Genomic DNA, 12,809 nt, shown 5'->3' with positions numbered 1-12,809 from the left:
AAAGAGCAAAGTTCGCAACCAACAATCTTGATTGACCTCCTGCAATGGCTTTGATCGTTCATAAATACGGCGGTACATCGATGGGCTCGCCAGAGCGCATTCGCAATGTCGCCAAGCGCGTTGCCAAGTGGGCGCGGGCCGGCCACCAGATGGTCGTTGTTCCCAGTGCCATGAGTGGCGAAACCAACCGCCTGCTGGGCCTGGCCAAGGAATTGGCGCCCGCCCATCCCGGCGACGCTTATGGCCGCGAGCTGGATGCTCTGGCCGCCACCGGCGAGCAGGCCTCCAGCGCCCTTCTGGCCATCGCGTTGCAGGCAGAAGGCATGCAGGCCGTGAGTTACGCCGGCTGGCAAGTGACCATCAAAACCAACAGCGCCTACACCAAGGCACGTATTGAGTCGATTGACGACGTGCGGGTGCGCGCCGATCTGGACGCCGGCAAAGTCGTGATCATCACCGGCTTTCAGGGCATGGACGAAGGCGGCAACGTCACCACGCTGGGTCGGGGCGGCTCGGATACGTCCGCAGTGGCAATTGCGGCGGCCCTGAAGGCCCACGAATGCCTGATCTACACCGACGTCGATGGCGTCTATACCACCGACCCGCGCGTGGTGCCCGAAGCCCGCCGCCTGAAAACCGTGAGCTTTGAAGAAATGCTGGAGATGGCCTCCATGGGGTCCAAAGTGCTGCAAATTCGCTCGGTCGAATTTGCCGGCAAATACAAGGTGCCGCTGCGCGTGCTGTCCAGCTTCACCGACTGGAATATTGACATCAACGAAGAAGCCAAGTCAGGCACTTTGATCAGTTTTGAGGAAGACGAAAACATGGAACAAGCCATCGTATCGGGCATCGCGTTCAACCGCGACGAAGCCAAAATCTCCGTACTCGGCGTGCCAGACACCCCGGGCATCGCGTACCAGATCCTGGGCGCCGTGGCTGACGCCAACATCGAAGTCGATGTGATCATCCAGAACATCAGCAAAGACGGTAAAACCGACTTCAGCTTCACCGTGCACCGCAACGACTATGCCAAGGTCATGGACCTGCTCACTTCCAAAGTGGTGCCGGCACTGGGCGCGAAGGAAGTCGTTGGCGACGCCAAGATTTGCAAGGTCAGCATCGTCGGTATTGGCATGCGCAGCCACGTTGGCATTGCCAGCAAAATGTTCAGGGTGTTGAGCGAAGAGGGCATCAATATCCAGATGATCTCGACCAGCGAAATCAAGACTTCGGTGGTGATTGACGAAAAATACATGGAGCTGGCCGTGCGCGCGCTGCACAAAGCTTTTGACCTGGACCAGCCCGTCGCCTGAAACGGCCCCGAAGTCGTGCCATAATGATGGAATTGGAAACGTGACCGAGTGGCCGAAGGTGCTCCCCTGCTAAGGGAGTATGGGGTGTAGAGCCTCATCGAGAGTTCGAATCTCTCCGTTTCCGCCAAATTTAAAAATCCACCGAAAGGTGGATTTTTTTTGCCTCAAAATTGCCGGACCGGCCGCGAACGCGGTGACGGAGACGGCGACCCGAAAAATAATTGTCGAAATTTGTGTTTAGTCCAATATTTATAAGGCTATGTTGCTATAAAAATAGACGCGTATTACGGGTCAATCGATGCGCTCCAGCGGCTGTTCCAGGCTTTGTCTATGGTGCGGCGGTCGCGTTTTGTCGGGCGGCCGTGTTCCTGGCTGCTGGCGGGCTCGCTCCCCAGCCTGCGCTGCTCGGCGGCTTCGGCTTTTCGGCGCAGGCTTTCCTCGGTTTCTTCATAAAGCTGCTGCGCCACGGGTGCGGCGCCGCGCTGGCTGCTGATGCCGCGCACCACCAGCGTGCGAATCACCGGGCCTTGCCGCAGCGTGATGGTGTCGCCCACCTTGACCTCGCGGGATGGTTTGGCCTCCTGGTCGTTGATGCGCACGCGCCCCTTGTCAATCTCATCCACCGCCAGTGAACGGGTTTTGTAAAAGCGGGCGGCCCACAGCCATTTGTCGATACGTAGTTTTTCCATCAGGCGCTATTTTCATCCTTGACTGCAATCAGTGGCAGGCGTACTGTGGCGTCCAGACCCGCAACCCGGCCAGCCTGGCCCGGATGCATCCGGTTCTCCAGCGAAATGCTGCCGCCCAGGGCTGCCGTGATTTCCCGGCAAATGGCCAGGCCCAGGCCGGAGCCGTGGCGCACGTTGCCCGCCGAAAAGGGCTGGAACAGGCGCGTGGCGAGTTCGGTTGAAATGCCGGGCCCGCTGTCGCTGATGGTCAGTGCCAGATAGCGCGTATCGGTGACGATTCGCACGGTCAAGGCGCCGCCTGTGTCACTGTTCTTGATGGCGTTGTGCAGCAGGTTGCGGCACAGTTCGCCGAGCATCCATTCGTGGGCGTTGACCATCGCGGGGACGGTCTCGATGTCAAATTCCAGTTCTTTCTCTGCAATCAGCGGTGCCAGGTCCAGCGCTACCGCGCGAAGGGTGGCGGTCAGGTCGGCAGGCTGCAAATCTGCTTGCTGGCGCAGTTGCTCGACCTTGGCCAGCGCCAGCATCTGGTTGGCCAGCAAGGTGGCCCTGTCAACGGTTTCATTGATTTCCAGGAGCGCCTCGCGGGGCGCGATGTCGCCGCGCAAGGCCGACTGGACCTGGATTTTCAGGACCGCCAGCGGCGTGCGCAATTGGTGCGACGCGTCGCGCACAAAGCGCTTTTGGTGCTCCAGCAGATGTTGCAGCCGCAGCATGAGCTGGTTGGTGGCGTCAATCAGTGGGCGTAACTCGCGCGGTGCATCGGGCGCCTCAATGGGGGTCAGGTCGCTTTCGGGCCGGGCCGTCAGGCGGGCGCTCAGGGCGCGCACCGGCCGCGTGGCGCGCTGGACCACCACGATTACCACCAGTGCAATCACCGCAATCAGCACGGCCTGGTGCCACAGGGTATCGACCAGAATTTCGCGTGCCAGCGTCTGTCTTAACTCCAGCGTTTCGGCCACCTGGATGCGTGCCATGCCGAATCCCTCGGGGCCGACCACGGGCTGCAGCAGCACCGCCACCCGCACTTCGTCCCCCTGGTAGCGGTCGTCGTAGAAGTCGACCAGCGCTGCGTAGATGCCCTGTTCCGGCAACTTGCCGCGCCACGCTGGCAGATCCTCAAAGCCCAGTACGGTTTCACCCTGAAACCCCGTGACCTTGTAGAAGATGCGGCTGCGGTTGTCGGCCTCAAAGGCCTCCAGCGCCGAGTAGGCGACGGTGGCCTTCAGGCGCACGGCATCGCCGGTGCCAGTGGCCTCCAGTAGTTCCGCCAATGTCTTGGCGGATGCCAGCAAGGTCCTGTCGTAGGCCGTGTCGGCGGCGTCCAGCGCGCTGCGGTAGAGCAGCACGGTGTTGACCATCAGAAACACGGCTACCGGCAGCAAGATGCCTGCCAGCAGGTAGCGGCGAAGGGACAGGGCGCCCACGCGGCCGGCCCCCCTGCCGATGCGCGGCGGCGCTTCGAGGCTCATGGCGTTGCCTTGAGCAAATAGCCGAGGCCGCGCAGCGTGATCAGCAGCACGCCGGTGTTCAGCAGCCTTTTTCGCAGGCGGTAGACCACGACTTCAATGGCTTCGTAATGCACTTCTGCCTCGCCCGGAAAGACCAGTTCAAACAGCCGTTCCTTGGACACGGCATGTCCGGGCTTGCCCATCAGGGCTTGCAACAGCGCCAACTCGCGCGGCGCCAGGTCCAGCACCTCATCGCAGAGGTAGATGGCGCCGGTATGCTTTTCATAGCGAAGCTGGCCCAGCACTTGTGTGACCGCCCGCGGTTCGCTGCGCAGATCGTCGCGCGCGGCCGAGCGACGCGCCAGCGCCCGTATTCTGGCTTCCAGCTCGTCCAGGTCAAACGGCTTGGGCAGGTAGTCATCGGCACCCGAATTGAGGCCGATGATGCGGTCGCCCACCGTGCCGCGTGCCGTCAGGATCAAGACGGGTGTGGCCAGCCCTGCAGCGCGTGCCTGCTGCAGCACCTGCAGCCCGTCCAGTCCGGGCAGCGTCAGGTCGAGTACGACCACATCGGGCATGAATGACTGCCAGCGCGCCAGCGCCAGCCGGCCGTCGGCGCAGACGGTCACATCCATGCCGCGCCGCGACAGCGTGCGCTGCAGCGCGGTGTGCATGGAGACGTTGTCTTCAACGAGCAGGAGTTTCATGGTGGGCAGCATCATGCGATTGTCCCGGCCAAAGCGTTAAGCGCGCACATGCGCGGACGAAAAAAGCGGTGGGCATTGGTAGTTTCCCTGATGGTTTGGACAGCCGGATGACAGCTTGAAGACGCATGATAAGCACGTCAATTCAATCAAAGCCTTAAGGAGACACCCATGCGTCGCGATACCTTTTTGAAATCCCTGGCCGCATTTGCGGCGGCTGGCAGCTTGCCGCTGAGCGCTTTTGCCGCAGCCAACATCAAGATGATGATTCCCGCCAACCCCGGCGGCGGCTGGGACGCCACGGGCCGCGCCTTGGGCAAGGCCTTGCAGGACGCGGGCGTGGCCAGCACCGTGACCTACGAAAACAAGGGCGGCGCGGCCGGCGTGCTGGGACTGGCCCAGTTCTACAACGCCAGCAAGGGCGACCCCAACGCGCTGATGGTGATGGGCGCCGTGATGCTGGGCGGCATGATCGCCAGCAAGCCGCCTGTGGCCCTGAGCCAGGTCACGCCGATTGCGCGGCTGACCACCGAATACGGCGTGTTCGTGTTGCCCGAGAATTCGCCGTTCAAAACCATGAAGGATGTGGTTGAACAGATGAAAAAAGACCCGGGCAGCGTGAAGTGGGGCGGTGGTTCTCGCGGTTCCACAGAACATGTGGCGGCCGCCATGATCGCCCGCGAAGTGGGTGTTGATGCCTCCAAGATCAACTATGTGCCGTTTCGCGGCGGTGGCGAGGCCGTGGCAGCGATTCTGGGCGGCAATGTCACCGTGGGCGGCAGCGGCTACAGCGAGTTTGCGCAGTACATCAGCAGCGGCAAGATGCGGCCCATCGGCATCACGTCGGGCACGCGCGTCAAGGGTATCGATGTGCCCACGCTCAAGGAGCAGGGCATCAATGTCGAGATCGGCAACTGGCGCGGGGTGTATGGCGCGGCAGGCATCACGCCGGCGCAGCGCAAGGCGCTGACCGACATGGTCGTGCAGGCCACCAAATCCAAGGCCTGGGCGCAAGCGTTGCAAGCCAACAACTGGACCTCTGCGCTGCTGGCGGGCCCGGAGTTCGAGGCCTTTGTGGACAACGACTTCGCGTCCCTGCGCGCCACCATGGTGAAAGCCGGCATGGTGTAGTAGCCCGCTGCAGCGGCCCCGGCAGGGCTGAGCTTGGCCCCGCTGGGGCCGGCCCGGCCCTTTTTCTTTTTTGAGGTTTTTTTAATGTCCACCATTCCGCCAAATTCTCCCCCCGACGCCCTGCCGCAAACCCTGATCGGCGCCGGTGCTGTGCTCGTCGCCGCGGTGCTGGCGTATGGCGCCTTGTCAATTCCGTCCAGCGCGGGCTATGCCGGCGTGGGGCCCAATTTTTTGCCCTGGCTGGTGTCCGCTGCGATGCTGGTGTGCGGCGTCTGGCTGATCTGGGAGGCGCGCAGCGGCGGCTTTCGCGACCTGGAAACGGCGTCCGGTGCCGCCACCGGTGACTGGACTGCGCTGGCGTGGGTGTCGGCCGGGGTGCTGGGCAACGCGGCGCTGATCACCCGCATCGGTTTTGTGCTGAGCTGCGCCCTGTGCTTCGTGCTGGCGGTGCGCGGCTTGCGTATTTCCGAAGGCCGGGCTGCCGGGTCGGTGCGCCAGACCCTGATCGACGCGGCCACCGGCATGCTGATTGCGGCGCCCGTGTTCTGGATGTTTTCCAAGGTGCTGGCGATCAACCTGCCCGGCCTGACCAGTTCCGGCTGGCTGTAACCACAACCCCCCGAGAGACCGAAATGGATATCTGGAATAACCTCATTGGCGGCTTTGTCACGGCCGGCACGCCCATTAATTTGCTGTGGGCCTTTGTGGGCTGCGCCATTGGCACGGCCATTGGCGTGCTGCCCGGTCTGGGCCCCGCCGTCACGGTGGCCATGCTGCTGCCCATCACCACGCAGGTCGAACCGACGGCTTCGATGATTTTTTTCGCCGGCATTTACTACGGCGCCATGTACGGCGGCTCGACCACCTCCATCCTGCTCAACACGCCGGGTGAAACCGGCACCATGGTGACGGCGCTTGAAGGCTTCAAGATGGCCAAGAACGGCCGGGCCGGCGCGGCACTCGCCACGGCGGCGATTGGCTCGTTTGTGGCCGGCACCGTGGCCACGATTCTGGTCACGCTGTTTGCGCCGGTGCTGGCGCAGTTTGCCGTCAAACTCGGCCCGCCTGAATATTTTTGCCTGATGCTGCTGGCCTTCATCACGGTCAGCGCGGTGCTGGGAAAAAGCACCCTGCGCGGCATGACGGCGCTTTTTCTTGGGCTGGCGATCGGCCTGATTGGGCTGGACCAGATCACCGGCCAGGTGCGCTACACCGCAGGCGTTCCTGAATTTTTGGATGGTATTGAAGTGGTGCTGGTGGCTGTGGGCCTGTTTGCCGTGGGCGAGGCGCTTTACAACGCGCTGTACGAAGGCCGCAGTTCGCAAACCATGAACAAGGTCACCCGCGTGCACATGACGGGCCAGGAATGGCGCCGTTCGTGGCCGGCATGGCTGCGCGGCACCGCCATTGGTTTTCCGTTTGGCACCATCCCTGCGGGCGGCTCGGAAATCCCGACATTCCTGAGCTATGCCACCGAGCGCAAGCTGTCAAGGCACAAGGAAGAGTTTGGCACCACCGGCGCCATTGAAGGCGTAGCCGGCCCCGAAGCCGCCAACAACGCAGCCGTGACCGCCACGCTGGTGCCGCTGCTCACGCTGGGCATCCCGACTTCGGTGACGGCGGCGATCTTGCTCAGTGCCCTGCAAAACTACGGCATTCAGGCCGGCCCCCAGCTGTTTGAAACCTCTTCAACGCTGGTCTGGGCGCTGATCGCTTCGCTCTACATCGGCAACGTGATGCTGCTGGTGCTGAACTTGCCGATGGTCGGGCTGTGGGTCAAGCTGCTGAAGATTCCCCGGTCCCAGCTCTACGCCGGCATTTTGATTTTTGCCACGGTGGGCGTCTACGGCATGCGGCAAAGCTCGTTTGACCTGTTCCTGATGTACGGCATTGGCCTGGTCGGCATCCTGATGCGCCGCTACGATTTTCCGACCGCACCGGTCATCGTCGGCATGATTCTGGGCCCCATGGCCGAGGCCCAGATGCGCAATGCCCTGTCGATTGGTGAAGGCCGGTGGACCGTCTTTGTTGAGCGGCCGATGTCGGCGGTGCTGCTCGCCGTGGTGGTTGCCGTGCTGGTGCTGCCGCGCCTGGCCAAGCATTGGTCGGGGCGCCGGGCGCTGGCCTGAACGCCGGACAACACCAGCGCTGGGGGGACCAACGAATTACTGTTTGGCCCCCAGCGCCAGCGCGGCGGCGCGCGAGGCTGCCAGCGCGGCCTCGTCGGGCCCGGTCTGTGTGGGCCAGCCGCCCAGGTGCTGAATGCTCAGGTCGGCCATCGCTGCAATCCACTTCGGGCTGTCGTTCAGGCATTCGATGTAGTTGAAGGTCTTGCCGCCAGCCTCCAGGAAGGCGTGGCGCGCTTCCATCGAGATTTCTTCGAGTGTTTCCAGGCAGTCGCCAATAAACCCCGGGCACACCACGTTGACGCTTTTCACGCCTGATTGCGCCATCTTGATCAGCGTCGGCTCGGTATAGGGCTGCAGCCATTTGGCTTTGCCAAAACGCGACTGGAAGGTGACTTTGTAGCGGTCTTTGGCCAGCCCGAGTTGCTCGGCCAGCAGGCGCGCGGTCTTGTGGCATTCGCAGTGGTAGGTGTCGCCCAGCAGCAGCGTGCGTTCGGGCACGCCGTGAAAGCTCATCACCAGTTGCTCGGCCTGGCCGTTTTGCTGCCAGTGCGCGCGGATCTTGTCGGCCAGCGCGGCAATGTAGCCGGGCGCGTCGTGGTAGTTGTTGATGAAACGAAACTCGGGAATTCGGCGCACCTTGGCGGCCCAGCTGTACACCGCGTCAAACACGCTGGCGGTGGTGGTGCCGCTGTATTGCGGGTAAGCCGGCAGGATCAGTACGCGCGTGACCCCGTCTGCCTTGAGCTGGTCCAGCTGCGAGGCAATCGACGGGTTGCCGTAGCGCATGGCGTAGCGCACGTCCACGGTGTGGCCGCGCACGCCCAGGTAGCCGCGCAGCATCAAGGCCTGTTTTTGGGTCCAGACCTTGAGCGGCGAGCCTTCGCTGGTCCAGATGCTGGCGTACTTGGCGGCCGACTTCTTGGGCCGGGTGCGCAAGATGATGCCGTGCAAAATCAGCCACCACAGCGCCTTGGGAATTTCAACCACGCGCGCATCGCTCAGAAATTCCGCCAGGTAGCGCCGCACGGCCGGTGCGGTGGGCGCGTCGGGCGTGCCCAGGTTGCACAAAAGAATGGCGGTGCCTGACGTGGCGGCGGGGCGGGCGCCGTGGGTGTGGGTGGGTTCGGGGGCAAAAGACATGGGTTATTCTCGCCTACCTATGCTGGACCTGAACAACATCAAGGCGATTTCCCTGGATCTCGACGATACCTTGTGGCCGATCTGGCCGACCATAGCGCGGGCTGAAAAAGCGCTCGGCGACTGGCTGGCCCGCCACGCGCCGCAGACCGCCGTGTTGTTCGCGGATCCGGCGGTGCGGCAGGCGGTGCGCGCGCAGGTGACGCAGGCCCGGCCTGAACTCGCGCACAACCTGAGCGCCATTCGCTGCGAGATGATCCGGCTCGCGCTGCAGCGGTCCGGTGAAGACCAGCAACTGGCCGCACCGGCCTTCGACGTTTTCTTCGCCGAACGCCACCGGGTTGACTTGTTTGACGACGCGCTGGAATCACTGGCGTTTTTATCCAGCCGCTTTCCGCTGGTGGCGCTGTCCAATGGCAATGCCGACATCGCGCGCATTGGCATCGACGCGTATTTCAAGGCCAGCATCAGCGCCCAGCAGCTGGGCGTGGGCAAGCCTGACCCGCGGATTTTTCACGCCGCCGCCAGCGCCGCCAGCGTGGCGCCCGCGCAGGTGCTGCATGTGGGCGACGACGCGGCTCTGGACGTGCTGGGCGCGCTGGGCTGCGGCATGCAGACCGTGTGGGTCAACCGCGCTGACGCAGCATGGGCGCATGCCGATGCGCCGCATGCCACCGTGCGCACGCTGACCGAGCTGTGTGCGTTGTTTGCGTACTAAAACCTGTTGACCATGGCGCTCAGGATTTACGGCACAGCGGCGTCCCGCGCGGCGCGCCCGCTGTGGGTGGCCCATGAACTGGGGCTGGACTTCGAGCACATCGCCCTGCCGTACCTGGGCGGCGCCACCCGCATGTCCGAGTTTCTGGTCCTGAACCCGAACGGCCGCATCCCGGTGGTGGACGATGACGGCGTGCTGGTCTGGGAGTCGATGGCCTGCGCGCTCTACCTGGCGGAGCGGTTCAAGGGCGGCCGATGGTCGCTGGCCGCTGAAACGCCTGCCGAGCTGGCCGACATCCTGCGCTGGAGTTTCTGGGTGGTCAACGAGTGTGAAAAAGACGCGCTGACTTACCTGATGCACAGCGCCCTGATGCCCCCTGAGCGGCGCAAGCCCGCGCTGGCCAACGAAGCCGAACGCCGCTTGCGCATCCCCTTGCGCGTGCTGGAGCAGCACCTGCAAACCTGCGGCTATCTGGCTGGTGAACGCTTTACCGTGGCAGATGTGTGCGTTGCGTCCGTGATGGCGTGGGTGCAAGGCGCCAGTGTGGTGATGGAGCAGAGCCCGCGCGTTGCCGAGTGGCTGCAGAATTGCCTGGCGCGGCCCGCCTTCCAGGCTGTTCAGTTGATGATAAAAAGCGAGTGAAGCCCAGTAACTGCGGTCACAAGCAGCTATCTATTCAATAGCTGCTTGTCAAGCTCGACATCATTCAGCGCAAGCACCGCGCTGCCGCCAGGCCGGACCGCACCGCGCCTTCCAGCGTGGCCGGATACGGCCCGGCGATGTAGTCGCCGCAGGCCAGCAAGCCAGTGGCCACGTCGGCGGCGGGGCGCTGCAGGCCCGGCGTGCAGGCAAAGGTGGCGCGCTTTTCCACAATGGTTTGCACGGCTTGCAGCGCATCCAGGCCCAATTGCCGGGCTGCTTGCGCCAGCACCTGCTGCGTCAGCGTGGCGCTGTCGCCCACGCTGGCACTGATCACAAACGCCAGCAGGCCGGTCGGGCCGCCCAACTGGCCCCGGTCCAGGACAAACTGCGCCGGTTCGCTGGCGGTTGCGTGCAGCGCCAGCATCGGCTGGCCCAGGCGCGCATCAGGCGAGTGGGCATACACGGTGGTCAGCGCCTCGTGCTGCAGGCCGCGCGCGCGCGCCAGCCAGGCGTCGGCCGCCACGCCGCTGCCGGCCACGAGTCGCGCCGCTTCGTGCGGCGGGCAGGCCAGCAGCACGCGGTCAAAGGCCTCCGGGCAGCTGGCGCTGACGGTCCAGCCCGCAGCTGTCGCCGCAATCGCCTGGACGCGAACGCCCAGGCGAGGCGCGCTGCCTTGCGCCGCCAGCCAGGCCAGCGCCGCATCGGGCAGCAAGGCGCTCAGGTCCCGGCGCGGCAGCAGCAGGTTGGAGCCGCCGCTCTGCGCAAACAGCGAATCGCGCATCACCCGTAAAAACACCTGGCCGCTGGCGCGGTCGGCCGGGGTGTTCAGCGCCGACACGCACAGCGGCTCGATCAGCGCGGCCATGGCCCTGGGCGCCAGTCCCCGGCACAGGTCCGCGACCGACTGCCCGGGCGGGCACTGGAACCGGCCCAGTTGCCAGCCCAGCGCCACCTTGAGCAGGGACAGCTTGTCGGCCCATGACCAGCCGCGCGCCGTCAGGATGCCGGCCAGGGCGTCCAGCGGGGCCGGCCAGTTGGGCAGCGTCAAGCCGTTGCCGTCGGGGAACTGCATCGTCAGCGGCAGGCGCAGGAAGGACGCGCTTTCATCAACCCCCAGTTCCATCATCAGCCGCAGCGTCTCGGCATAGGCGCCAATCATGATGTGCTGGCCGTTGTCCAGGTCCAGCGGCTGGCCTGACCAGGTGGCGCTGACGCGCCGGGCCCGCCCGCCGGGAATGCGGGCCGCTTCAAAAATAGTGGCCTGATGGCCCAGGCGCGTGGCCTCTACGGCTGCGGCGCAACCGGCCCAGCCGGCGCCGACGATGGCGACCTTCATGTGCCCAAATGCCTGGCCCAAGGCGCTCCATACCAGCAGGGGCCGCGGAACCGGCTTTGCCGGGCCGCAGGCGCAGCGGCCCCCTCGGGGGGCAGCGCATTACACGAAGTGAAAAGCGTGGGGGTCATTGCACGCGGCCAAAGGCCTGCGTTTTCCAGGCCAGCCAGAACTTGCGCAGCGGCGTCAGGCTGACGCGCTGGTGCAGCACCTGGTAGCCGTCGGCGGCAATTTCGCGCAGCAGCGTGCGGTAAATGCTGGCCATCATGAGGCCGGGCTTCTGGGCGCGGCGGTCGGTGTCTGGCAGCAGCGCCAGCGCTTCGTCGTACACGCTGAGCGCGCGCTCGGTCTGGAACTTCATCAGCGCGGTGAAGCGCTCGGAATACTCGCGCTTCAAGATCTCGTGCGACTTCACGTCAAACTGCTGCAGTTCATTGACGGGCAGGTAAATGCGGCCGCGCATCGCGTCCTCGCCGACGTCGCGGATGATGTTCGTGAGCTGGAATGCCAGGCCCAGCTTGTGGGCGTAGGCGGTGGTGGCGTCATCGGTCTGGCCAAAGATGCGCGCTGCCACTTCACCGACGATGCCCGCCACCAGGTGGCAGTACTGCGTGAGTCCCGGGAAATCAAGGTAGCGGTTTTGCGCCAGGTCCATCTGGCAGCCTTCGATCACCGCCTGCAAATGGCGCGCCTCGATGCGGTAGGTGTCGGCCAGCGGCATCAAGGCCTGCATCACCGGATGCGTGGGCTTGCCTGCAAAGGACTGGGTGACTTCGCCCTGCCACCAGGCCAGCTTGCTGTGCGCCACGCTGGGGTCCAGCACTTCATCGACGACGTCGTCAATTTCGCGGCAGAACGCATAAAACGCAGTGATGGCGGCGCGCCGTTCCTTGGGTAAAAACAGGAAGGCGTAATAGAAACTGCTGCCGGAGGCGGCGGCTTTTTGCTGGACATAATTCTCGGGCGTCATGCGGGGATTGTCGCAGGCGAAAATGGCGGATTCGTGCGATCAGCGCAGCGCGCAAAGTGAAAAGCGTGGGGGCCATTTTTTACATCCACAGCGCGCGCCATCCCATCACGACCACATCCCCCGTGCTCAACTTGGGCCGTTGCTGCAGGGTGTTGTAGTTCAGCGCCTCGATCTTGTCCAGAATCCGCAGGCCGCCTTGCACTACCAACCGCAGTTCCCAGCCGCCGCGCCCGGGCACCTTTTTAACCAGTTTCACGCCTTTGAGCATGCTGGCGCGGGCTGATCCGGCGCAGTCAGCGATCAAATTATTGGTGTTGCGGTTGCTTTGCAGGCCGCGCAGTTGCGCTTCATTCACCCCGTGCCGGCCCCAAGCGTCTGCCGGCAGGTAAATCCGCCCGCGCGGAATGTCGACGCTCAGGTCCTGCCAGAAGTTGATGAGCTGCAGCGCGGTGCAGATGCAGTCGCTTTCCTCCAGCGACTGGGCATCCTGCACGCCGTACAGGTGCAGCAGCAGCCGGCCGACCGGGTTGGCGGAGTGGCGGCAGTAGTCGAGCAACTCGGCCTGGCTGGCGTAGCGCTGCTTGACCACGTC

13 protein-coding genes and 1 tRNA gene are annotated in these 12,809 nt (G+C 64.1%); 7 read left to right on the top strand and 7 right to left on the bottom strand.

The annotated features are described in order from the left end of the window. The first annotated feature begins 44 nt into the window (after nt 1–44). Both IV091_RS11525 and IV091_RS11520 read left to right on the top strand, forming a co-directional pair. Complete coding sequence (locus IV091_RS11525; protein WP_293468792.1) at nt 45–1,313, top strand: aspartate kinase; 1,269 nt, start codon at nt 45–47, stop codon at nt 1,311–1,313. A 34-nt stretch (nt 1,314–1,347) separates the two neighbouring features. Continuing rightward, nucleotides 1,348–1,440 (top strand) — tRNA-Ser (locus tag IV091_RS11520). Between the two features lie 157 nt (nt 1,441–1,597). On the opposite strand, the gene IV091_RS11515 is transcribed toward IV091_RS11520, so the two are convergent. The 3 genes from IV091_RS11515 to IV091_RS11505 are packed head-to-tail and all read right to left on the bottom strand — an operon-like array spanning nt 1,598 to nt 4,160. Continuing rightward, complete coding sequence (locus IV091_RS11515) at nt 1,598–2,002, bottom strand: RNA-binding S4 domain-containing protein (RefSeq protein WP_293468790.1); 405 nt, start codon at nt 2,000–2,002, stop codon at nt 1,598–1,600. Then, nucleotides 2,002–3,474, bottom strand: coding sequence for a sensor histidine kinase (locus IV091_RS11510; RefSeq protein WP_293468788.1), 1,473 nt, complete (start codon nt 3,472–3,474; stop codon nt 2,002–2,004). The genes IV091_RS11515 and IV091_RS11510 overlap by 1 nt, the downstream gene beginning before the upstream one ends. Further along, nucleotides 3,471–4,160 (bottom strand): response regulator, encoded by a 690-nt coding sequence (locus IV091_RS11505; protein WP_293468786.1) that lies wholly within the window; start codon nt 4,158–4,160, stop codon nt 3,471–3,473. Before IV091_RS11505 ends, IV091_RS11510 begins: the two co-directional genes overlap by 4 nt. Nucleotides 4,161–4,328: 168 nt before the next feature. Between IV091_RS11505 and IV091_RS11500 the strand changes: the two genes are divergently transcribed. The 3 genes from IV091_RS11500 (at nt 4,329) to IV091_RS11490 (ending at nt 7,417) form a co-directional block, all read left to right on the top strand. Continuing rightward, the gene (locus IV091_RS11500; protein WP_293468784.1) at nt 4,329–5,288 is read left to right on the top strand and encodes a tripartite tricarboxylate transporter substrate binding protein; all 960 of its coding nucleotides are present in this window, start codon (nt 4,329–4,331) and stop codon (nt 5,286–5,288) included. Between the two features lie 84 nt (nt 5,289–5,372). After that, on the top strand, nt 5,373–5,897 hold the full coding sequence (locus IV091_RS11495) for a tripartite tricarboxylate transporter TctB family protein (RefSeq protein WP_293468782.1): 525 nt from the start codon (nt 5,373–5,375) through the stop codon (nt 5,895–5,897). A gap of 23 nt (nt 5,898–5,920) precedes the next feature. Then, on the top strand, nt 5,921–7,417 hold the full coding sequence (locus tag IV091_RS11490; RefSeq protein WP_293468780.1) for a tripartite tricarboxylate transporter permease: 1,497 nt from the start codon (nt 5,921–5,923) through the stop codon (nt 7,415–7,417). 36 nt (nt 7,418–7,453) lie between these two features. Here the strand turns inward: IV091_RS11490 and hemH are convergent, their stop codons facing one another. Further along, entirely contained in the window at nt 7,454–8,557 is a 1,104-nt protein-coding gene (hemH, locus tag IV091_RS11485) for a ferrochelatase (RefSeq protein ID WP_293468778.1), read from the bottom strand. A 19-nt stretch (nt 8,558–8,576) separates the two neighbouring features. On the opposite strand from hemH, the gene IV091_RS11480 reads away from it, so the two are divergent. Together IV091_RS11480 and IV091_RS11475 are read left to right on the top strand one after the other, a co-directional pair. Then, nucleotides 8,577–9,272, top strand: coding sequence for an HAD-IA family hydrolase (locus IV091_RS11480; RefSeq protein WP_293468850.1), 696 nt, complete (start codon nt 8,577–8,579; stop codon nt 9,270–9,272). A gap of 12 nt (nt 9,273–9,284) precedes the next feature. Beyond that, nucleotides 9,285–9,914, top strand: a complete 630-nt coding sequence (locus tag IV091_RS11475; RefSeq protein ID WP_293468776.1) for a glutathione S-transferase family protein — start codon at nt 9,285–9,287, stop codon at nt 9,912–9,914. Nucleotides 9,915–9,978: 64 nt separating this feature from the next. Here IV091_RS11475 and hpnE read toward each other — a convergent pair whose 3' ends face one another. The 3 genes from hpnE to IV091_RS11460 all read right to left on the bottom strand — a co-directional run. Further along, complete coding sequence (gene hpnE, locus IV091_RS11470; protein ID WP_293468774.1) at nt 9,979–11,250, bottom strand: hydroxysqualene dehydroxylase HpnE; 1,272 nt, start codon at nt 11,248–11,250, stop codon at nt 9,979–9,981. A 124-nt stretch (nt 11,251–11,374) separates the two neighbouring features. After that, nucleotides 11,375–12,217 carry a presqualene diphosphate synthase HpnD gene (gene hpnD, locus IV091_RS11465; RefSeq protein ID WP_293468772.1) on the bottom strand — a complete coding sequence of 281 codons (843 nt, stop codon included), beginning with the start codon at nt 12,215–12,217 and terminating at the stop codon, nt 11,375–11,377. A 79-nt stretch (nt 12,218–12,296) separates the two neighbouring features. After that, a partial coding sequence (locus IV091_RS11460; protein ID WP_293468770.1) for a squalene/phytoene synthase family protein occupies nt 12,297–12,809 on the bottom strand: 513 nt, incomplete at its 5' end.

The sequence above is a fragment of the Polaromonas sp. genome, from assembly GCF_018780625.1.
Lineage (GTDB): Bacteria > Pseudomonadota > Gammaproteobacteria > Burkholderiales > Burkholderiaceae_C > Polaromonas.
Note: the sequence above shows the minus strand (reverse complement) of the source record. Positions and strands in the feature narration are given on the sequence as shown.

Coding starts and splice junctions, on each gene's coding strand:
- IV091_RS11525 (WP_293468792.1), top strand. CDS start 45: ATGGCTTTGATCGTTCATAAATACGGCGGTACATCGATGGGCTCGCCA.
- IV091_RS11515 (WP_293468790.1), bottom strand. CDS start 2,002: ATGGAAAAACTACGTATCGACAAATGGCTGTGGGCCGCCCGCTTTTAC.
- IV091_RS11510 (WP_293468788.1), bottom strand. CDS start 3,474: ATGAGCCTCGAAGCGCCGCCGCGCATCGGCAGGGGGGCCGGCCGCGTG.
- IV091_RS11505 (WP_293468786.1), bottom strand. CDS start 4,160: ATGAAACTCCTGCTCGTTGAAGACAACGTCTCCATGCACACCGCGCTG.
- IV091_RS11500 (WP_293468784.1), top strand. CDS start 4,329: ATGCGTCGCGATACCTTTTTGAAATCCCTGGCCGCATTTGCGGCGGCT.
- IV091_RS11495 (WP_293468782.1), top strand. CDS start 5,373: ATGTCCACCATTCCGCCAAATTCTCCCCCCGACGCCCTGCCGCAAACC.
- IV091_RS11490 (WP_293468780.1), top strand. CDS start 5,921: ATGGATATCTGGAATAACCTCATTGGCGGCTTTGTCACGGCCGGCACG.
- hemH (WP_293468778.1), bottom strand. CDS start 8,557: ATGTCTTTTGCCCCCGAACCCACCCACACCCACGGCGCCCGCCCCGCC.
- IV091_RS11480 (WP_293468850.1), top strand. CDS start 8,577: ATGCTGGACCTGAACAACATCAAGGCGATTTCCCTGGATCTCGACGAT.
- IV091_RS11475 (WP_293468776.1), top strand. CDS start 9,285: ATGGCGCTCAGGATTTACGGCACAGCGGCGTCCCGCGCGGCGCGCCCG.
- hpnE (WP_293468774.1), bottom strand. CDS start 11,250: ATGAAGGTCGCCATCGTCGGCGCCGGCTGGGCCGGTTGCGCCGCAGCC.
- hpnD (WP_293468772.1), bottom strand. CDS start 12,217: ATGACGCCCGAGAATTATGTCCAGCAAAAAGCCGCCGCCTCCGGCAGC.